Consider the following 18,628-nt stretch of genomic DNA (forward strand, 5'->3'; position numbering starts at 1 on the left):
AGACACGAGAGACCTCCGTGGACTCGAGGGAACCTAGACAGCTCCACTCGACCCCGGAGGTCTCTCCTACGTCAACAACGCACCGGGTCAGTACACCTAGGTCGCGGCCGGCGACTGCTCCGTCCCGGCCCCGAGATCCTTCCGATACCAGCGGTCGGCGTAGGGCGCGGCGTTGAACGCCTCGACCGCCCGGAAGCCGAGGCTCTCGTACATGGCGCACGCCTCCACGAGGTCCGAGCGGGTGTCCAACCGGAGCGATCGCAGGCCGCGCTCGAGAGCGGCCTGCTCGAGCGCGAGGACCAGCCGGCGCGCGATACCCCTCCCCCGTGCGTCCGGCAGCGTGAAGACCTTGGTGAGCTCGGCGTGGCCCTCCGCGAAGCGCGCCCCGGCGCAGGCGACCACCGCACCGCCGTCCCGCGCGAGGAGCAGGATCCCGGTGTCGCCCTGGAGGTCGTCGTAGGACTCGTCGGCGAGTGCCGTGTCGCGCTCGCCGTCGGTCGCGGGCCTGCCGTGATAGCGCGAGACCACGTCGATGAGGTAGGTGCGCACGATCCCGTCCGCGTCCGCCGTCCCCGGGATCCCGACCTCGATCGTCTGCACGGACAAGAGCCTAGGCCGCCCGGACCGTGGCGGACGCCGCGACCGGGCAGGATGGATGCATGGCGTCCTCTCCGCTCGGCCGGCCCACCCGCGGCACGACCGGCACCAACCGGCTGCGGCGCAACGACCGCTGGATCGCCGCGTCGCCCGCCTTCCGCCGTGCGGCGGACCCCCTCGTGATCGACCTCGGTTTCGGGGCGAGCGGCGTGACCGCCTTCGAGCTCGCCACGCGTCTCGTGCGGGTGCGCCCGGATGCCGAGGTGCTCGGGCTCGAGCTGGATCCGGAACGCGTCGCCACGGCGCGGACGCAGCTCGCCGAACTCCGCGGCGGCACGGGGCACTTCGCCGCCGATCTGCCGGTGTCGTTCGCGCGCGGCGGGTTCGAGGTGCCGCTGCCCGACGGCCGGCGGCCCGCGGTGATCCGGGCCATGAACGTGCTGCGCCAGTACGACGAGGCCGACGTGCCGGATGCGTGGACGCGGATGGCATCGCGCCTCGCGCCGGGCGGACTGCTCGTGGAGGGCACGTGCGACGAGATCGGCCGCATCGCGAGCTTCATCGACGTGGACCCCGACGGCGTCCCGCAGCGCTTCACGCTCTCGCTCCGGCTCCCGGATCTGGAACGGCCGTCGATCGTCGCCGAGCGCCTGCCCAAGGCGCTCATCCACCACAACGTCCCCGGCGAGCGGATCCACGCCCTGCTCGCGGATCTGGACAGGGAGTGGGAGCGCGCCGCCCCGCTGTCGACGTTCGGCGCCACCCAGCGCTTCCTCGCCGCCGTCGCCGCGCTCCGCGATACCGGACACCCGGTGCTCGGCACGCGCACCCGCTGGCGCCTCGGCGAGCTGACGGTGCCGTGGAGCGCGGTCGCCCCCGGCTGAGCGTCCTCCACGGCGAGGCGGAAGAGCGGATTCCGCACGGATCTCGCGCCCACGCCCCTGGAGTACACGTGCCTGTCTATGCTGGCCCTCATCACGACGGATGCCCAGAATGGAGGCATGTACATGTCCACGGACACCCTCGCGCTGATCGGCAGCGGCCTCGGCGGCCTGCTGACCCTCGGCATCGCGATGTTCGCAGGCTTCGCCTGGGTGATCCGCCGGATCGACACGGTCGAGCAGAAGCTCGGCGCCCGGATCGACAGGGTCGAGCAGAACCAGGCCGAGTTCCGCACCTCGGTCGAGCACGAGCTCACCGAGGTCAAGGTCGCGATCGCGCGCATCGAAGGCCCCCGTCCCCGCCTCATCCTCGAGCGGTAGAGCCGACCGGGCGGGAGAGTCGCCTCAGGCCTCGGGGAACGCCGCCCCGGACAGCCGCAGCAGCGGGCGGGCCTTGACCACCGTCTCCGCGTACTCCTCGTCGGGATCCGAGAGAGAGACGATCGCGCCGCCGACGCCGTAGTCGAGACCGCCGTCATGCGCGACCAGGGTGCGGATCACGACGCTGAGATCCACGGACCCGTGGAAGGAGAAGTAGCCCAGGGCGCCGCTGTACAGCCCGCGCGGGCCGCCCTCGAGCCGATCCAGGATCGCCATCGTGCGCAGTTTCGGCGCGCCGGTCATGGAACCGGGAGGGAACGCCGCGCGCACACACGCCACGGGGCCGTCGACGAGCCGGGAGCGCACCGTGCTGACCAGCTGATGCACCGTGGCGTAGGTCTCGACCCGGAACAGGCCATCGACGTGCACGGACCCGAGCTGCGCCGTGCGTCCGAGATCGTGGCGCACCAGGTCCACGATCATGAGGTTCTCCGCGCGGTCCTTCTCGGAGGCCGCGAGCTCGGCGCGGATCCGCTCGTCCTCGTCGGGGGTGCCGCCGCGCGGACGGGTGCCCTTGATCGGACGGGACTCGACCTCGCCCTCCGCCGTGATCCGCAGGAACCGCTCGGGCGAGGTGCTCAGCACGCTCACCCCGCCGATGCGCAGGAACGCACCGAACGGCGCCGGGTTCTGCGCACGCAGCGCGAGGTAGGCGGCGAGCGGATCCCCGATGCCGGGTCCCGCGGCGTGCAGCAGGTTGGTCAGGCAGGCCTCGTACGTCTCCCCCGCCGCGATCTCCTCCTGCGCCTCGGCGATGAGCCGCAGATAGGCGTCGCGGGAGTGCCGGGCGGTGAGCGCGAGCGAGGGCGCGACGAAGGGTTCCGGATCCGATCCGGCCCCGTCGGAGGACGGCGCCTCGAGCTCGGCGATCCTGGCCGCGGTCCGAGCGAGCCAGACCTCGTCGTCGAGGGCGAGCAGGTGGACCCGCTCCTCCTCGTGGTCGACGACGACCGCGCGGTCGAGTCGGACCAGCGCCGCATCGGGCGTCGCAGCGCGACGCCGATGCGGGGATCCGCACTCCGCGCGCAGCTCGTAGCCGAGGGCTCCGACCCAGCCCAGCGCGAACGGCAGGTCGCCCGCCTCGGTCACGGTGCCCGCGAGCTCGGCGTCGAGCCAGTCGAAGAAGCCCGTCCGCAGCTCGCGATCGTGCACGCCGTCGCGCACCGTCACGGTGCCCGCCTGGACGTCCGCGATCGCGGTCGGCAGGTCGTCCCCGCCGCCCAGGATCGAGTACCGGCCGCGGGGATCCCCCGGGCGGTTCCCGTCCAGCCACACGGCCTGGGCCGCCTCGCCGAACAGACCGGTGAACAACGTCTCGGTCGTGACGCGCAGGGGCAGCGCGCGTCGCAGCACGGCGCGCCGTGCGACCGCGGCGCCCGCCCCCGGCGCCGACGGGCCGCCGGATGGCGCCGACGGCGATCGCCGCGCCGGCGTCGCCCGCGCGAACGCCACGAAGTTCGCCATCATGCGCGTGCCGTCGAGCGTGCCGATCGACTCGGGGTGGAACTGCACACCCCACAGCGGCAGCTCGCGATGCCGGATCCCCATGATCACGCCGTCGTCCGCCCGCGCGGTGACGACCAGCTCGTCCGGGAGATCCCCGATCATGAGCGAGTGATAGCGCACCACCTCGACGGGCGAGGCGAGTCCCGCGAAAGGGCCCGTGCCGTCGTGCACGACCGGGGAGGGCCTGCCGTGCCGCGGTTCGGGGGCGCGCCGCACCGCGGCCCCGAAGGCGTGTCCGATCCCCTGGTGCCCCAGGCACACCCCGAGCAGCGGCATGCGCCGCTCGGCCGCGCTCCGGATCGCGTCGGCGCAGATCCCGAAGTCCTCTGGCACCCTGGGGTCCCCCGGTCCCGGCGAGAGCACGACCGCGTCGTACCGGTCGAGGACGGACGGATCCCACTCGGGCCAGTCGTTGTGCACGACGTCGGGTGCCAGCCCCGCGGTCGCCGCGATCTGATGAACGAGGTTGTAGGTGAACGAGTCGTAGTTGTCGATCAGCAGGATGCGCAGCGGCCGGGTCTCCCCGTGCCCTGCATCCGGGGCGGCGTCGATCCCCGCGCTCTCGATCCCCGGGCTCTCGTTCCCCGGGTCCACCGGCAGCACCGCGTCAGCGCGCGTCGCGCGGATCCGGGGCGGACGGGCGGCGCGAGAGCCGTGTCAGCCGCGGGATCTCAGCCGTCGCTCCGGCGTCGCCCGGGACGATGACCTCCTGCGCGGCGGCGATGTCGCCGTCCGGCGTGCGCACCACGAGGTCGCCGACAGGGGCGCGCCGCGAGAGGATCGCCAGCGCGATCGGGCCGAGCTCGTGATGCCGCGCGGCCGAGGTGATGTGCCCGACCTCGTCCTCGGCGCCGTCCGCCCCGACGGCCAGCACCGGAGCACCCGCGTCCGGCAGCAGGCTCTCGCTGCCGTCCAGGTGCAGAGCCGCCAGGCGGCGCGGCGGGTGCCCCAGGTTGTGCACCTTCGCGACGGTCTCCTGGCCGCGGTAGCAGCCCTTGTTCAGATGCACGGCGCTGCGGATCCAGTCGGTCTCGTGCGGCAGCGACCGCTCGTCGACCTCGGCGGCCCACCGGGGGCGCCAGGCCGCGATCCGCAGGGCCTCCGCGGCGAGCGCGCCGGCCCAGACGGTGTCGGCGTCCGCGGCGAGCGCGGCGGCCGCGGATCCGTCGAGCACGGCCGTGCGCCAGTGATAGCCGGATCCGGGGTGCTCGCCCACGTGGTACTGATGCCCGCCGGGCTGCACGGTCGGCCACGGATCCGTCCACACGACGGCCTGCCCCTGCGGGGCGAGCGCGGCCCGCTCCGCGCGCTGCTCCGCCTGCGCGCCGGCGAAGAATCCGGCGACGAGCAGTTCCGGCCTCACCGCGACCTTCACATCCGCGCGGAACACCATCCGCTGCAGCCAGGTCGCGAGGGGCTCGGCGTCGGCCGTGTCGGCGAGGAGCCACGTGGAGGAGCCGTCGTCGAAGACGGCGGCGACGTGCTCGACCCGCCCCTGCGGATCCAGCACGAGCAGCTCGGTGCTCTGCCCTGCCTGCAGGCGGGCCACGGACTGGGTCGTGATCGAGTCGAGCCAGCTGAGCCGTTCGGATCCGGTCAGCTCGATCACGGTGCGGTCGCCGAGCGGCACGAGCGCCTCGCCGCGCTCCAGAGCGCGCTGCTCGCGGACGGGATCCCCGAAGTGCAGGGCGAGGTCGCCGTCCGTGATCGCCCCGGGCAGGGACGGGAAGCCGGCCATGATCAGACCTTGGCCAGCCGGGCGGATGCGTGCGAGCGCAGCCCCGCACCGAGCGCGGCGATGTCCCAGGCCCAGAGCAGGTGCCCGTCGACCAGGCCGTACATCCGGGTCGCGGCGCCGTACTCCTTGGCTCCCTCGGCACGCACGACGGCGTCGGTGGCGATGTCGATCCGCGGTCCGTCGATGCGACCGAGGTAGAGCTCGAGCATGCCGTCGGAGTGCGCGATCGACACCTCGATCGCGAAGCCGCCCTCGGGCCGGCGCAGCGCTTCGACGTCATCCACGGTGCGCGCATCGGCGCGGGTCTCGCGCGGCGGGAGCAGCCCTGGCCCCGCATCCTGCGCATCGGCGGGGCGCGCCAGGCGCCAGAAGCCGGACTCGGCCACGAGCGCGACCGGCTCGCCGTCCTCCGGGGTGAAGGTCCCGGTGGCCGCGTAGTTCAGGAACGGGCCGCCGTCGTGGCTGAAGCTCACGCGGTGCGTGAACTCGCCCTGATAGCGGTGCGCGTCATCGTCGCCATCCGGTCCTGGGACCTCGTAGTCGATGACGCCGGTGCCCTCCCAGACGCCGAGCAGCCAGGACAGCGGCACGATGTCGGCGGGCAGGTCGGAGGGAAGATCGAGCACGCGGAGCCTTCTCTCTCAGCAGTCGTCGCGAGGCGGGCGCTGATCAGCGCTGGCCGCGGAACAGGTTGACCAGAACGGCCCCTGCGCAGAAGGTGATCGCGAGCCCCGCGAGGACCAGCAGGCCGACGAAGAAGAGTTCGAGCGCGACGATGTCCATGCGACTACTCTATGCCGTCCGCGGCCCCTGCCGCGCCGGGCGTGGCTCCTGTGCCGGATGCGGCTTCAGGCGCCGAACAGCGCCGCGATGCCGAAGCCCGCGGAGACGATCCCCATCACCAGCAGGGCGCCGAGGCTCCCGGCCGAGACGCGCAGGATGAATCCGCGGGTCTCGCCGCGGAAGAGCTGCACGGCGAAGGACAGCAGCACGCAGATCCCGAACCCGATCGCGTACCAGGTCATCAGCAGAGCGTCGGGCGCGACGACCCCGATCAGGATCGCCCCCACCGCGGCGACGGCCCAGGTGACGACGAGCCCGACGAAGGGACTGCGCGGAGCGAGCACGGGATCGGCCATGCGCCCATTGTCACCTATCCGCGCTGTGCGTGCGGTCCTGAGTAAGGTGTGAACAGGAAAGGATCCGCGTGGCGCAACTGCTGGTTCTGACGTCCTCCCCCTCTGAGGCGCCCGTTCTGCCCGCCCTGGAACTGCTCGGCCACCGCGTCCGCACGATCCCCGCGCAGCCCGCCGAGCTCGTGACCGCACCCGACGCGGATGCCGTGATCGTGGACGCGCGCACCGATCTCGTGGCGGCCAAGTCGCTGTGCACGCTGATCCGCACCACGGGCCTGCGCGGACCGCTGCTGCTGGTCGTCACCGAGGGCGGGATGACCGCGGTGAACGGCGAATGGCGCATCGACGACGTCCTGCTCACCGGGGCCGGCCCCGCCGAGATCGACGCCCGCATCCGGCTCGCACTGTCCCGCGAGGCGCCGTCCGCCGAACCCGTCAAGGTGCAGACCTCCGGGCTGACGATCGACGAGCAGTCCTACTCGGCCAAGCTGCGCGGCACTCCGCTGGATCTCACGTACAAGGAGTTCCAGCTGCTGCACTTCCTCGCCACGCACCCCTCCCGGGTCTTCACGCGCGAGCAGTTGCTCAGCGAGGTCTGGGGCTACGACTACTTCGGCGGCACCCGCACGGTCGACGTGCACGTGCGGCGGCTGCGGGCCAAGCTCGGCGATCAGGAGCACATCATCGGCACCGTGCGCAACGTCGGATACCGCTTCAACGTCGACGAGGACGAGGCCCGGCCCGTCGCCCCCGGCACCCGCTGAGAGGCTCCCGGCGAAGGCAGGGTCGGCTCCAGGGATCGGACCGTGGATCCGGATGTCGACGCGTTCACCTGCAGGTCACGTCATCCTGCAATGATGGGCGCATGATCGATCCCGCACTGGCAGACTCCGGACTCGGCGACGCCGAGGACGACGACTTCGACGAGCTCATCGCGCCGGACGACTCGCTCCTCCCGGAGAACCGGTACCTCGACCGCGAGCTGAGCTGGCTGGCGTTCAACCAGCGCGTGCTGGAGCTTGCCGAGGACGAGACGCTCCCGGTGCTCGAGCGGGCGAACTTCCTCGCGATCTTCGCCAGCAACCTGGACGAGTTCTTCATGGTGCGCGTCGCAGGTCTCAAGCGCCGCATCGTCACGGGTCTCGCCGTGCCGACCAACGTCGGCCGCGCCCCCGCCGACGTGCTGGCCGACATCTCCGCGGACGCGCACAAGCTGCAGCTGCGCCATGCCGCCGCGTGGACCGGGCTGGTCCGTCCGGCCCTCGCCGCCGAGGGCATCACGATCGTGGACTGGGACGACCTCGACGGCGAGGCCAAGGCCGAGCTCACCGACTACTTCCAGACCAACGTGTTCCCCGTGCTGATGCCGCTCGCGGTCGACCCGGCGCACCCGTTCCCGTACATCTCCGGCCTGTCGCTGAACCTCGCGATCCGGATCCGCAACGCGCGCACCGGCCGGCAGGAGTTCGCCCGCCTCAAGGTGCCGCCCATGCTGCCGCGCTTCGTCGAGGTGCCCTCGATGGACGGCGAGCTGCGTTTCATCCGCCTCGAGGAGCTGATCGCGAACCACCTCGACGACCTCTTCCCCGGGATGGAGGTGCTCGATCACCACGCGTTCCGCCTCACCCGCAACGAGGACGTGGAGATCGAGGAGGACGAGTCGGAGAACCTCATCCAGGCGCTCGAGGCCGAGCTGCTGCGCCGCCGCTTCGGGCCGCCGATCCGCCTCGAGATCACCGACGACATGGACGATGTGACGCTCGACCTGCTCATCAACGAGCTCGACATCACCGACCAGGAGGTCTACCGCCTCCCCGGCCCGCTCGACCTGCGCGGCCTGTTCGGACTGGGCCGGATCGACCGCCCCGACCTGCGGTACACGCCGCATGTTCCCACGACCGCGCTCGCGTTCAAGCCCGGCGCGAACGAGCGCATCGACATCTTCAAGGCGATCCGCAAGGCGGACGTGCTCGTGCACCACCCGTACGAGTCGTTCACGACGAGCGTCGTCGCGTTCCTCGAGCAGGCCGCCCGGGATCCGCACGTGCTCGCGATCAAGCAGACGCTCTACCGCACCTCGGGAGACAGCCCGATCGTGCAGGCGCTCATCGACGCCGCCGAGTCCGGCAAGCAGGTGCTCGCGCTCGTCGAGGTCAAGGCCCGCTTCGACGAGGCGAACAACATCGTCTGGGCGCGCAAGCTCGAGAAGGCGGGAGTGCACGTCGTGTACGGCCTGGTCGGGCTGAAGACGCACTGCAAGCTCGTCAACGTCATCCGCGAGGAGGACGGCGTGCTGCGCAGCTACAGCCACATCGGCACGGGCAACTACAACCCGAAGACCAGCCGCATCTACGAGGACTTCGGCCTGTTCACGGCCGACCCTCAGGTCGGCAAGGACCTCACCCGCCTGTTCAACGAGCTCAGCGGCTATGCGATCGAGAAGAAGTTCAAGCGCCTCCTGGTCGCCCCGCTGCACCTGCGCAAGGGCCTGCTCCGCCACATCGAGAAGGAGCGCGAGAACGCTCTCGACGGCAAGCCGGCGCACATCCGCATCAAGGTGAACTCGATGGTGGACGAGCAGATCATCGACGCCCTGTACCGGGCGAGCGCGGCGGGCGTTCCGGTGGACGTGTGGGTGCGCGGCATCTGCAGCCTGCGCACGGACCTTCCCGGCATCACGGACAACATCACGGTCCGCTCGATCCTCGGCCGCTACCTCGAGCACTCGCGCATCTTCGCATTCCACAACGACGGCGATCCGCAGGTCTTCATCGGCAGCGCCGACATGATGCACCGCAACCTCGACCGCCGGGTGGAGGCGCTCGTGCGGGTCACCGAGCCGGCCCACATCGAGGAGCTGCTGGCGTTCTTCGACCTCGCGCTCTCCCCCGAGACGTCGTCCTGGCACCTGGGCGCAGACGGCGAGTGGACCCGACGCGCGTTCTCCGAGGTTGGCGCTCCGCTCGTCGACCTGCAGGATAGGACCATGTCGCAGATCCAGCAGCGTCGCAGGGCCAGGGCGGTGCGATGACCCCCAGCCCCCTCGGACCTTCCGCCGCCACCGCGGACACCACGGGTGTCACCGTCGTCGCAGACCGCCCCGACCGGGCCGTGTACGCGGCCGGCGGCCTGGTGTGGCGCGTCGTCGAGGACAAGCTGCGGATCCTGCTGATCCACCGCACGAAGTACCGCGACGTGACCCTCCCCAAGGGCAAGGTCGACCCGGGCGAGATGCTCGCGGAGACCGCGGTGCGGGAGATCTTCGAGGAGACCGGGATCCGCGTCTCGCTCGGCGCTCCGGTCGGGGTCTCCCGGTACACGATGGCCAACCGCAAGCAGAAAGTCGTGCACTACTGGGCCGCCGAGGCCACCGACGAAGCGGTGCGTGCGTCCGCGTTCGTGCCCAATCGCGAGATCGCGGCCATCGAATGGGTGAGCCTGAAGAAGGCGCGCGCCCGGCTCAGCTACCCGGTCGACGTCGAGATCCTGGACGCGTTCGCGAAGCTCGTCGACGACGGCGCCCTGCGCACCTTCCCGCTCGTCGTGCTGCGGCATGCGAAGGCCGCCAACCGCGGCGTCTGGCTCGGATCCGACGCGTCGCGTCCGCTGACTCCGCGCGGCCACGCGCAGTCGAAGGCGATCGTCGGCCCCCTGCGCGCGTTCGGGGTGGAGCGGATCGTGTCCAGCGACGCCCGCCGCTGCGTGGAGACCGTGCTGCCCCTGTCCAAGGCGATCGGGCACAAGGTCCGCAAGACGGACCTGCTCAGCCAGGACGCCTGGGAGGAGGGCCTGTCGGATCCGCGCACGGTGATCGGGAAGCGCGTGCGATCGGGCAAGCCCGCCGTCCTGTGCAGCCACGGACCGGTGCTGCCCGACATCCTGCGCGAGATCGCGCTGGCCACCGGCACCATGCACGGCTCCTACCTCGGCAGCGCCTCCGCGCTCGAGGTCGGCGCGTTCAGCGTCGTGCATCTCAGCGCGACCAACCCCGGATCAGGCATCATCTCGATCGAGACGCACCTGCCGAAGATCTGAACGGGCGCAGATCGTCGTTCACCCCCCGTTTACCTTCGATCTTTGATCGCGTAACAACCGACGCATATCGTCTGGCGTGGCCCTGCACCAGGGCACACTCGACACAGCGAAGGACTTACATAGTGAAGCTCAACCGCATCACCACGATCGGCGCAGCCGGCGTGCTCGCCGCCATCGCGCTCGCGGGCTGCTCCTCGACGCCCAGCAGCACGAGCAGCGACTCCCCCTCTGCGGCACCGACCTCGAGCGCGATCACCTCGAAGGTCGACGCCTCGCTGACCGGCACGATCACCTCCGGCGGATCGAGCGCTCAGGCGAACGCGCAGGCGGCGTGGACCGCTGCGTACAACGCCCAGGTCAAGGGCGTCACCATCAACTACGACAAGTCCCAGGGCTCGGGCGGCGGCGTCACCAACTTCCTCAGCGGCGCGTACGACTTCGCGGGCTCCGACTCGCCCCTGAACGCCGACCAGACCACGCAGTCGAAGGCTCTGTGCACCGAGGGCGGCATCAACATCCCCGTCTACCTCGACGGTGTCGCGATCGTCTTCAACGTCCCGGGCGTCACGGACCTCAAGCTGAGCGGCGAGACCATCGCCAAGATCTTCTCGCTGAAGATCACCGACTGGTCCGACGCTGCGATCACCAAGGACAACGGCAAGGCGCTCCCCGCCGGCAAGATCACCACGGTCGCGCGCTCGGACGGCTCCGGCACCACGGCGAACTTCACCAACTACCTCGCCGGCACGCAGTCCTCCGTCTGGACCTACCCCGCGGGCAAGGACTGGCCGGTCGAGGGCGACGTCTCCAAGCAGAAGGGCGGCTCGGGCGTCGTCCAGGCCGTCGAGGCCGGCACGGGCACCATCGGCTACGCCGACCACTCCGCGATCGGCAAGCTCGCGAGCGCGTCGATCCTGCAGGACGGCAAGGCCGTCGCGTTCAGCCCCGAGGCCGTCTCGAAGACGTTCGACGTCGCCGCGGTGGACGCCTCCAACGGCGTCAAGGGCGACCTGTCGAAGAAGTTCGACTACTCGAAGCTGACCGCCGAGACCTACCCGATCCCGCTGGTCTCCTACGCGATCGCGTGCACCACCTTCAAGACCCCGGCCCAGGCCGCGCTCGTGAAGAGCTACATCGGCTTCATCGACAGCACGGTCGGCCAGCAGGTCGCCGTCAAGAACGCCGGCGCCGCGCCGCTCCCGGACTCCGTCCTGAAGGCGGCCCAGGAGTCGCTCGCGACCATCAAGTAAGCATCAGGCCGGCCCGGGTCGGCTCTTCGGAGCCGACCCGGGCTGGGCAGGGCCGCCGACCCGATCGGAGGCCCTGCCGAGTTTTCGTGCTGGCCCGATCCCTCTCCTGCCACCGGCCGGAGCACAAAGAAAGACGCGCACACATGCGAGATGAAGAGTGGCACCGTGACTGACGTCGCGCAGCGTGAAGAGGCGACCGCGGTCGCCTCCGAGAACCTCGTCGGGAAGCGTCGCGCCGGCGACAGCTTCTTCCTCGGCCTGTCGACGACGGCCGCCGCGTCCATCATGGTGATCCTCGCCGGTGTCGCGATCTTCCTGATCCTCAAGGGCCTGCCCGCCATCACGGCGAACTGGGACACGAACGCGGATCTCGCCGGCTACCAGAACAAGCACTGGGGCAGCTTCTGGAACTACGTCGCCCCGATGCTCTGGGGCAGCATCTGGTCCGGACTGATCGCGCTGATCCTCGGCGCTCCCGTCGCGATCGGCATCGCCCTGTTCATCTCGCACTACGCGCCCCGCCGGCTCGCCAGCGCGCTCGCGTATGTGGTGGACCTGCTCGCCGCCGTGCCGTCGATCGTGTTCGGCCTGTGGGGCGTCATCGTGATGCGCCCGTTCCTGCTCCCGCTCTCGGACTTCCTCAACCAGTACTTCGGCTGGATCCCGCTCTTCCAGGGTCCCGTGTCGAGCACGGGCTCGACGATGCTCGCCGGTGGCGTGGTCCTCGCGGTGATGATCCTGCCGATCATCACCGCCCTGACCCGCGAGATCTTCCTGCAGACGCCGCGGCTGAACGAGGAGGCCGCTCTCGCGCTCGGCGCCACGCGCTGGGAGATGATCCGGCTCGCGGTCTTCCCCTACGCGCGCAGCGGCATGGTCTCGGCCGTCCTGCTCGGGCTGGGGCGCGCTCTCGGCGAGACGATGGCGATCGCGCTGATCATCTCGCCCTCGCTGCTGTTCTCGGTGGCGCTGCTCACCGACGGGTACAACTCGCAGACGATCGCGGGAAACATCGCGCTGAACTTCCCCATCGCGACCGACATCCAGCGCTCGGCCCTGATCGGCACGGGCCTCATGCTCTTCGTGGTGTCGCTCGCCGTCAACATGATCGCCCGCGGCATCCTCGGCCGCTCCGAGCGCAAGTCGCGCACCTCGCCGAAGATTGGAAAGCGCGTATGACCGCCGTCACCTCGGCTCCGGCGACGGCGCAGCCGATGAGCCTCACCAGCGGACAGCTCCCCCGCTGGATCGAGCCCGTGCTCGCGATCGGCACCGCCGTGGTCGTCGCGGCCGTGCTCCTGGTCATCCAGCTTTTCAACCCCGCGGTGTGGCTCGTGCTCACCGCCGTGGTCTACCTCATCGCGGTCGGCATCGGCTCGAGCATCGTGGAGGGCCGCCGCAAGGCCGTCGACCGCGTCGTGCGCGGCCTCGTCGTGTGCGCCTTCGTGCTCGCCGTGGCCCCGCTGATCTCCACGGTCTGGACCGTGGTCGCGCAGGGTCTCAAGGTCGTGAACTGGGACTTCGTGACCAAGGTCGGCGGCACCATCTTCGATCCGAACACGCTGGCCGTCACGAACACCCCCGGAGCGCTGCAGGCGGTCGTCGGAACGCTGATCATCACCGGGATCGCCGCACTCATCTCCGTGCCGATCGGCATCCTCGCCGCCGTCTACCTGACCGAGTACGCGCAGCCGAGCAACCCGATGCGCCGCACCGTCACGTTCCTGGTCGACGTCATGACGGGCATCCCCTCGATCGTCGCGGGTCTGTTCGCGTTCTCGCTGATGGCCCTCATCGTCGGCCCGAAGGCGTTCAGCGGCTTCTCCGCCTCGATCGCCCTCTGCGTCCTGATGATCCCGATCGTGATCCGCTCGACCGAGGAGATGATCCGGCTCGTGCCGAACGAGCTGCGCGAGGCCTCGCTCGCCCTCGGCGTGCCGCGTGCGACGACCATCATCAAGGTCGTGCTCCGCACGGCCGCGAGCGGTATCGTGACGGGCGTGGTCCTCGCCGTCGCCCGTGTCATCGGCGAGACCGCCCCGATCTTCATCGCCGCGAGCTTCACCGACAACTTCAACGCGAATCCGTTCAACGGGCCCATGCAGACCCTTCCGGTGATGGCCTACACGGCCTACAGCTTCCCGGGCAAGGACATCGAGGCCTCCCAGGCGCAGGCCTGGGGCGCCGCCCTGCTGCTGGTCATCGTCGTCGTCATCTTCAACCTCATCGCTCGGATCGTCGCGAAGGCATTCGCGCCGAAGAGCCGCTAAGTCAGGAAGGCACGCACCGTGTCCAAGAGCATCGAAGTCAACGATCTGAACGTCTACTACGGCGACTTCCTCGCCGTCGAAGACGTTTCCATGAACATCGAGCCGCGCACCGTGACCGCGTTCATCGGCCCCTCGGGCTGCGGGAAGTCGACGTTCCTGCGCACGCTCAACCGGATGCACGAGGTCATCCCGGGCGCGACCGTCAAGGGCAGCGTCTACATCGACGGCGAGGACCTGTACGCGCCGGGCGTCGACCCGGTGCTCGTGCGCCGTCAGGTGGGCATGGTGTTCCAGCGCCCGAACCCGTTCCCGACGATGTCGATCAAGGAGAACGTGCTGGCCGGGGTCCGCCTCAACAACAAGCGGATCTCCGCCTCGGACGCGGACGCCCTCGTCGAGAAGTCCCTGCGCGGCGCCAACCTGTGGAACGAGGTCAAGGACCGCCTCGACAAGCCGGGCGCGGGTCTCTCCGGCGGCCAGCAGCAGCGTCTCTGCATCGCCAGGACCATCGCCGTCTCCCCGCAGGTCGTGCTGATGGACGAGCCGTGCTCGGCGCTCGACCCGATCTCGACCTTCGCGATCGAGGAGCTCATCACCGAGCTCAAGAACGAGTTCACGATCGTGATCGTGACCCACAACATGCAGCAGGCGTCGCGCGTGAGCGACAAGACCGCGTTCTTCAACATCGCGGGGACGGGCAAGCCCGGCAAGCTCATCGAGTTCTCCGACACCGCGACGATCTTCACCTCGCCGAAGGAGCAGGCGACCGAGGACTACGTCTCCGGCCGCTTCGGATGATCCCGGCCTGACCGGTCGCGAGGGGCTCGGCGCTGCGGCGCCGGGCCCCTCGTGCGTCGTCGGAGGCCGCGATCAGCGGTACTCGGGATTCGCCTCGTAGCCCCAGCGCTCTCCGTCGTTCCAGGCCCCGCGGAGGTTCCCGTAGGCGGGGATGCCGCCCGCATCCTTGAGGCGCCGCGCGGTGTGCAGCAGGTTCCACGTCATGAACGTGGTGTTGCGGTTCGTGAAGTCGTTCTCCGGGCCGCCCGAACCGGGATCCAGATAGCTCGGGCCGGGTCCGATCGCGCCGATCCAGCCGGCATCCGCCGCGGGCGGGATCGTGAACCCGATGTGCTGCAGGCTGTACAGGATCGACATCGCCGCGTGCTTCACGCCGTCCTCGTTGCCCGTGATGATCGCACCGCCGGTCTTGCCGTAGTAGACGTACTGGCCCTTGTCGTTGAACAGGCCGCTCATCGCGTAGAGCCGCTCGATGAGTTTGCGCGTGATCGAGGCGTTGTCGCCGAGCCACAGCGGACCGCCCACCACGAGGATGTCCGCGGCGTCGATCAGCGGCCAGATCCCGTCCGGCCACTCGTCCCGCGCCCAGCCGTGCTCGCGCATGTCGGGATAGACGCCCGTCGCGACATCGTGGTCGATGAAGCGGATGCTCTCGACCGCGACACCCTGCGCGCGCATCAGCGCGATGCTGCGATCCATCAGACCCTGCGTATGGCTGAGTTCGGGGCTGCGCTTCAGGGTGCAGTTGACGAACACGGCGCGGAGGTCGTCGTAGGCCGCCGGGGCGGCCGGTTGCTCTGCCATGGGGGCAGACTACGACCATCCCCCTCGGCCTGCCAGCCCCTCGCGGGGCTCAGTCCCGCGGCGAGAGCAGATAGCGGTTCAGGCCGTCGGTGAAGGCGTGGTCGACGGTCAGCGCGGCATCGTCGATCGCGGTGATCGGTGCGGCGAGGCGCACGCTGGACAGGAGCCAGGCCTGGTCGGCGGTCGCGAGGTCGGCGGTGGGCACGGTCGCGTACTCCGTGGCGTACCCCTGCGCCTCCAGGTGCGCGAACAGGCTGATCTGCGTCGTGCCCTGCAGGATCCCGCCGTGCGGGGCCGGGGTGACGAACCGGTCGCCGAAGCGAAGGATCAGCGAGGCCGTGGGCGCCTCCAGGACGACGCCGTCGGTGGTGACGAAGATCGCGTCGTCCGCCCCGCGGAGGTGCGCCTCGCGGAGCGCCGCCATGTTCACCGCATAGGAGAGCGTCTTCGCGCCGAGAAGCAGCCAGGGCGAACGCTCGGCGGCCCCGCTGTCGTAGCCGCGGTCGAGCGTGACGACGCGGATGCCCTCCGTGCGCGCGGTCGCGAAGTCCGCGGCAGGGGCGGCGGTGACCCAGGCGGTGGGCGCCGGTCCGTGGTCGACGCCGCGGCTCAGGATGAGCTTGATCACCCATTCGCCGGGCCCGCACTCGGCGGCGGCGAGCGCGATCGCCTGACGCCACTGCTCGCGGTGCGGCTCGGGAAGATCGCACAGAGCGGCCGAGTGCGCCAGGCGCTGCACGTGCGGCTCGACCTCCTGGGCGTGGCCGTCGACGACGCCGATCGACTCGAAGATGCCGTCGCCGCGCTGGGTGCTCAACTCCCCCACGCTGAGCGCCGGAGCACCGGGGTCGATGCGGCGGAAGCTGTCGCTGAAATCGGCCCGCTCCTCGTCCGTGGACTCGGCGGGGGTGATCAGCAGGGCGAATCGGGCTGCGGCCATGATCCGAGCCTAGGGCGTGGACGACGCGCCCGGCGTCGGGGGCGACGGGAATACCGCCGCCCCCGACGCGTTACACTTGATCGGCCGGGCCGCATAACCCCGGGCTCCATTTTTCGCCGCTGCGAGCGGCCTTCCGCCGAGAGGCGTTCTTGCGGCCCGGCTTCTTCATGCCAGGACCGAGGCCGGCCCGGATCTCACAGGTACGGGCGCGTGAGCAGCTCGAGATAGTGCCCGGATGGATCCAGCAGGTACACGCCTCGGCCGTCGTGCTCGTGATTGATCTCGCCCGGCCTGGCGCGCTGCGGGTCCGCCCAGTGCGCGATCCCCCGCCCGGTGATCGTCGCATAGGCGCGATCGAAGTGATCGTCGTCCACGAGATAGGCGTAGTGCTGGGGCGGGAACTCGATCGGCGGCGTCGCGAACTGCAGCAGGATCCCGCCTCCGATCTGCACGTTCGTGAACGGCCCCCAGGACGGGGCCTCCTCGGCTTCGAGCAGGTCGCGGTAGAAGTCCGCCATCTCTGCGGCGTCGGTGGACGCGATGATCGTGTGGTTGAAATGCGCTGTCATGTCTCTCCTCTGTGTCTGTTCTGCGCTGTCGGGGACGGCAGAGGCGAGGAGGGGCGCGGCTCAGTCGGCGACCAGATCGCCGATCCGGGAACGGCCCGCGCGGGCCTGACTGGTCATCATCGATCCCACCCTAACCCGGAGGCTCGGGCGAGTCCGCTCAGTTCAGGGACCCGTCGCGCCACGAGTCGGCCGACGCGGTGAGATCCTGCGCGTAGAGGCTGAGCCGCGACGCCCGGGTGGTGAGCTCGCTCGCGCGCGCGGGCTCCGTGCGCTCGTAGTCGTCGGCGACGTGCGTCGCACCGGACGCCTGCACCCGGCAGAACGCGGCGGCCCGCTCGAGCGCGATCGCGAAATCGCCGGAGAACGCACCGTGCAGGATCGTGTCGATCAGCCCGACGAGCTCTTCGGGACCGGCCGGCACCGGCGCCCCCGCGACCAGCGCGTCGACCGAGGGCAGCTCGATGCGCCCGCGTTCGTGCAGAAGCGCGGCGAGGGACGCATCGGCGTGGATGGACGCCTGCAGCAGGTACAGCCGCCAGAGCGCCCCGGGCAGGGATACGGCGGGGCTCTTCGCCCAGAGCTCGGCGACCTCGTCGATGCCGTGCTCGGTCGCGTAGGCGACGAGACGCTCCGCGCTCACTCCGCTGTCGTCCGCCCTCACCCGCGCCAGGAGCGCCGATGCGGTGGCGTGCGCCATCCGCGTCTGCTCCGCGGGATCGTGGGATCCGAGCAGGTGGTCGAACGTCTCCGGCGAGAGGCGGACGGGGCGATGGAACGGTGCGGGCACCGACCCAGGGTACGCGCGGTGCCCGACGCGGGGCACCCAGCCGCGACCGATAGACTCAGGAGCACGGGCCTCTAGCTCAGTTGGCAGAGCATCGGACTTTTAATCCGCGGGTCGTGGGTTCGAGCCCCACGGGGCCCACCGCACGCGTTCCCTCCCGGATCCCATCGGAGATCCGCGTCCCGCTCGTCCGGCAGCCGCCCACGCCGGGCTCATCGCCCGCTGCCGCCGAGAGCCGGCAGCATCCAGCGCACGAGCTCGCGGACGGTGCTCCGGAACCTCACGTCATCGGGCTCGCTCGCCCAGGTGCGCAGGCGCAGCAGCGTGTCGGTGTCGGTCGGGTCGAGCTCGGTCAGGAGCAGCTCGATCTCGGCGGCGGACGCCTGCTGCGCGCGCCGGGCGGTGGCGGCACTCGCCATCGTGACGCCGATCAGCGCCTCGTAGCAGGCGGCGGCGCGGTCGACCGTCAGCCCGTGCTCGAGGAACTGACGCAGCAGCGTATTGACCATTCCGACCATCTGCGCCCACGGTCGCGAGTCGAGGCGCGCGGGGATGGCGTCGGGGTGCGCGATGAGCAGGTCCCGCAGGTCGATGAAGAACCGGACCAGCGCGTCGACGGGATCGGCGGCCGTGCCGAGGTCGGGCACGCGGATGCCGTCGAGCATCCGGGAGACGGCCGCGTCCGCGATCTCCTCGACCGAGCCGAAGTAGGAGTAGAGCGTGGAGGAGCGCACGCCCAGGCGCTGCGCCAGCGAGCGCGTCGAGAGCGAGGCGAAGCCGTCCTCGACGATGAGCGCGACCGCGGCGTCGACGACGGCGTCGGCCGTGAGCTTGCGCGGTCGGCCCCTCGCTGCGGGCGGATGCTCTGACGTCACGCTC

19 protein-coding genes and 1 tRNA gene are annotated in these 18,628 nt (G+C 70.5%); 10 read left to right on the top strand and 10 right to left on the bottom strand.

The window, feature by feature from the left end:
* Nucleotides 1-96: 96 nt before the first annotated feature.
* Nucleotides 97-600, bottom strand: a complete 504-nt coding sequence (locus ACIPY5_RS11835) for a GNAT family N-acetyltransferase (RefSeq protein ID WP_400970875.1) — start codon at nucleotides 598-600, stop codon at nucleotides 97-99.
* A gap of 59 nt (nucleotides 601-659) precedes the next feature.
* Here ACIPY5_RS11835 and ACIPY5_RS11840 point away from each other — a divergent pair, with 59 nt between their 5' ends.
* Both ACIPY5_RS11840 and ACIPY5_RS11845 read left to right on the top strand, forming a co-directional pair.
* Entirely contained in the window at nucleotides 660-1,481 is an 822-nt protein-coding gene (locus ACIPY5_RS11840) for a class I SAM-dependent methyltransferase (RefSeq protein WP_309356889.1), read from the top strand.
* Nucleotides 1,482-1,598: 117 nt separating this feature from the next.
* The gene (locus ACIPY5_RS11845; protein WP_400970879.1) at nucleotides 1,599-1,859 is read left to right on the top strand and encodes a hypothetical protein; all 261 of its coding nucleotides are present in this window, start codon (nucleotides 1,599-1,601) and stop codon (nucleotides 1,857-1,859) included.
* A gap of 24 nt (nucleotides 1,860-1,883) precedes the next feature.
* Here the strand turns inward: ACIPY5_RS11845 and pabB are convergent, their stop codons facing one another.
* From pabB to ACIPY5_RS11865, 4 genes are all read right to left on the bottom strand, one after another.
* Nucleotides 1,884-4,019 (bottom strand): aminodeoxychorismate synthase component I, encoded by a 2,136-nt coding sequence (gene pabB / locus ACIPY5_RS11850; protein WP_400970882.1) that lies wholly within the window; start codon nucleotides 4,017-4,019, stop codon nucleotides 1,884-1,886.
* A 13-nt stretch (nucleotides 4,020-4,032) separates the two neighbouring features.
* A complete protein-coding gene (locus ACIPY5_RS11855) occupies nucleotides 4,033-5,163 on the bottom strand; it encodes a YgfZ/GcvT domain-containing protein (RefSeq protein WP_400970885.1) in 1,131 nt (376 codons plus the stop codon).
* A 2-nt stretch (nucleotides 5,164-5,165) separates the two neighbouring features.
* On the bottom strand, nucleotides 5,166-5,789 hold the full coding sequence (locus ACIPY5_RS11860) for an FABP family protein (RefSeq protein WP_309356885.1): 624 nt from the start codon (nucleotides 5,787-5,789) through the stop codon (nucleotides 5,166-5,168).
* A 222-nt stretch (nucleotides 5,790-6,011) separates the two neighbouring features.
* Complete coding sequence (locus ACIPY5_RS11865) at nucleotides 6,012-6,302, bottom strand: hypothetical protein (protein ID WP_309356884.1); 291 nt, start codon at nucleotides 6,300-6,302, stop codon at nucleotides 6,012-6,014.
* Between the two features lie 68 nt (nucleotides 6,303-6,370).
* Here ACIPY5_RS11865 and ACIPY5_RS11870 point away from each other — a divergent pair, with 68 nt between their 5' ends.
* The 7 genes from ACIPY5_RS11870 (at nucleotide 6,371) to pstB (ending at nucleotide 14,652) form a co-directional block, all read left to right on the top strand.
* A complete protein-coding gene (locus ACIPY5_RS11870) occupies nucleotides 6,371-7,063 on the top strand; it encodes a response regulator transcription factor (protein ID WP_309356883.1) in 693 nt (230 codons plus the stop codon).
* A 101-nt stretch (nucleotides 7,064-7,164) separates the two neighbouring features.
* The gene (locus ACIPY5_RS11875) at nucleotides 7,165-9,330 is read left to right on the top strand and encodes an RNA degradosome polyphosphate kinase (protein WP_400970890.1); all 2,166 of its coding nucleotides are present in this window, start codon (nucleotides 7,165-7,167) and stop codon (nucleotides 9,328-9,330) included.
* The gene (locus ACIPY5_RS11880) at nucleotides 9,327-10,334 is read left to right on the top strand and encodes an NUDIX domain-containing protein (RefSeq protein WP_309357074.1); all 1,008 of its coding nucleotides are present in this window, start codon (nucleotides 9,327-9,329) and stop codon (nucleotides 10,332-10,334) included. The genes ACIPY5_RS11875 and ACIPY5_RS11880 overlap by 4 nt, the downstream gene beginning before the upstream one ends.
* Before the next feature lie 122 nt (nucleotides 10,335-10,456).
* On the top strand, nucleotides 10,457-11,584 hold the full coding sequence (locus ACIPY5_RS11885; RefSeq protein WP_309357075.1) for a substrate-binding domain-containing protein: 1,128 nt from the start codon (nucleotides 10,457-10,459) through the stop codon (nucleotides 11,582-11,584).
* Between the two features lie 150 nt (nucleotides 11,585-11,734).
* Entirely contained in the window at nucleotides 11,735-12,763 is a 1,029-nt protein-coding gene (gene pstC, locus ACIPY5_RS11890; RefSeq protein WP_400970894.1) for a phosphate ABC transporter permease subunit PstC, read from the top strand.
* On the top strand, nucleotides 12,760-13,854 hold the full coding sequence (pstA, locus tag ACIPY5_RS11895) for a phosphate ABC transporter permease PstA (RefSeq protein ID WP_400970897.1): 1,095 nt from the start codon (nucleotides 12,760-12,762) through the stop codon (nucleotides 13,852-13,854). The genes pstC and pstA overlap by 4 nt, the downstream gene beginning before the upstream one ends.
* An 18-nt stretch (nucleotides 13,855-13,872) precedes the next feature.
* Nucleotides 13,873-14,652: a phosphate ABC transporter ATP-binding protein PstB gene (pstB, locus tag ACIPY5_RS11900; RefSeq protein ID WP_309356989.1), complete on the top strand. Its 780-nt coding sequence runs from the start codon at nucleotides 13,873-13,875 to the stop codon at nucleotides 14,650-14,652.
* 72 nt (nucleotides 14,653-14,724) lie between these two features.
* Here the strand turns inward: pstB and ACIPY5_RS11905 are convergent, their stop codons facing one another.
* The 4 genes from ACIPY5_RS11905 to ACIPY5_RS11920 all read right to left on the bottom strand — a co-directional run bounded on the left by ACIPY5_RS11905 (nucleotide 14,725) and on the right by ACIPY5_RS11920 (nucleotide 17,752).
* Nucleotides 14,725-15,456: an NAD(P)H-dependent oxidoreductase gene (locus tag ACIPY5_RS11905; protein WP_309356988.1), complete on the bottom strand. Its 732-nt coding sequence runs from the start codon at nucleotides 15,454-15,456 to the stop codon at nucleotides 14,725-14,727.
* 49 nt (nucleotides 15,457-15,505) lie between these two features.
* Nucleotides 15,506-16,396, bottom strand: a complete 891-nt coding sequence (locus ACIPY5_RS11910; protein ID WP_400970902.1) for an aminodeoxychorismate lyase — start codon at nucleotides 16,394-16,396, stop codon at nucleotides 15,506-15,508.
* Between the two features lie 194 nt (nucleotides 16,397-16,590).
* Nucleotides 16,591-16,965, bottom strand: coding sequence for a VOC family protein (locus ACIPY5_RS11915; RefSeq protein ID WP_309342460.1), 375 nt, complete (start codon nucleotides 16,963-16,965; stop codon nucleotides 16,591-16,593).
* A gap of 157 nt (nucleotides 16,966-17,122) precedes the next feature.
* Nucleotides 17,123-17,752 (bottom strand): DNA-directed RNA polymerase subunit beta, encoded by a 630-nt coding sequence (locus tag ACIPY5_RS11920; protein WP_400970907.1) that lies wholly within the window; start codon nucleotides 17,750-17,752, stop codon nucleotides 17,123-17,125.
* A gap of 65 nt (nucleotides 17,753-17,817) precedes the next feature.
* Here ACIPY5_RS11920 and ACIPY5_RS11925 point away from each other — a divergent pair.
* Nucleotides 17,818-17,890 (top strand) — tRNA-Lys (locus ACIPY5_RS11925).
* Between the two features lie 71 nt (nucleotides 17,891-17,961).
* Here ACIPY5_RS11925 and ACIPY5_RS11930 read toward each other — a convergent pair.
* Nucleotides 17,962-18,624 carry a TetR/AcrR family transcriptional regulator gene (locus ACIPY5_RS11930; protein WP_400970910.1) on the bottom strand — a complete coding sequence of 221 codons (663 nt, stop codon included), beginning with the start codon at nucleotides 18,622-18,624 and terminating at the stop codon, nucleotides 17,962-17,964.
* Between the last annotated feature and the right edge of the window lie 4 nt (nucleotides 18,625-18,628).

This window comes from Microbacterium sp. NPDC089698 (assembly GCF_044749045.1).
In the GTDB taxonomy this organism is placed as follows: Bacteria; Actinomycetota; Actinomycetes; order Actinomycetales; family Microbacteriaceae; genus Microbacterium.

Coding starts and splice junctions, on each gene's coding strand:
- ACIPY5_RS11905 (WP_309356988.1), bottom strand. CDS start 15,456: ATGGCAGAGCAACCGGCCGCCCCGGCGGCCTACGACGACCTCCGCGCC.
- ACIPY5_RS11845 (WP_400970879.1), top strand. CDS start 1,599: ATGTACATGTCCACGGACACCCTCGCGCTGATCGGCAGCGGCCTCGGC.
- ACIPY5_RS11915 (WP_309342460.1), bottom strand. CDS start 16,965: ATGACAGCGCATTTCAACCACACGATCATCGCGTCCACCGACGCCGCA.
- pstC (WP_400970894.1), top strand. CDS start 11,735: ATGAAGAGTGGCACCGTGACTGACGTCGCGCAGCGTGAAGAGGCGACC.
- ACIPY5_RS11880 (WP_309357074.1), top strand. CDS start 9,327: ATGACCCCCAGCCCCCTCGGACCTTCCGCCGCCACCGCGGACACCACG.
- pstA (WP_400970897.1), top strand. CDS start 12,760: ATGACCGCCGTCACCTCGGCTCCGGCGACGGCGCAGCCGATGAGCCTC.
- ACIPY5_RS11840 (WP_309356889.1), top strand. CDS start 660: ATGGCGTCCTCTCCGCTCGGCCGGCCCACCCGCGGCACGACCGGCACC.
- ACIPY5_RS11855 (WP_400970885.1), bottom strand. CDS start 5,163: ATGGCCGGCTTCCCGTCCCTGCCCGGGGCGATCACGGACGGCGACCTC.
- ACIPY5_RS11875 (WP_400970890.1), top strand. CDS start 7,165: ATGATCGATCCCGCACTGGCAGACTCCGGACTCGGCGACGCCGAGGAC.
- ACIPY5_RS11910 (WP_400970902.1), bottom strand. CDS start 16,396: ATGGCCGCAGCCCGATTCGCCCTGCTGATCACCCCCGCCGAGTCCACG.
- ACIPY5_RS11865 (WP_309356884.1), bottom strand. CDS start 6,302: ATGGCCGATCCCGTGCTCGCTCCGCGCAGTCCCTTCGTCGGGCTCGTC.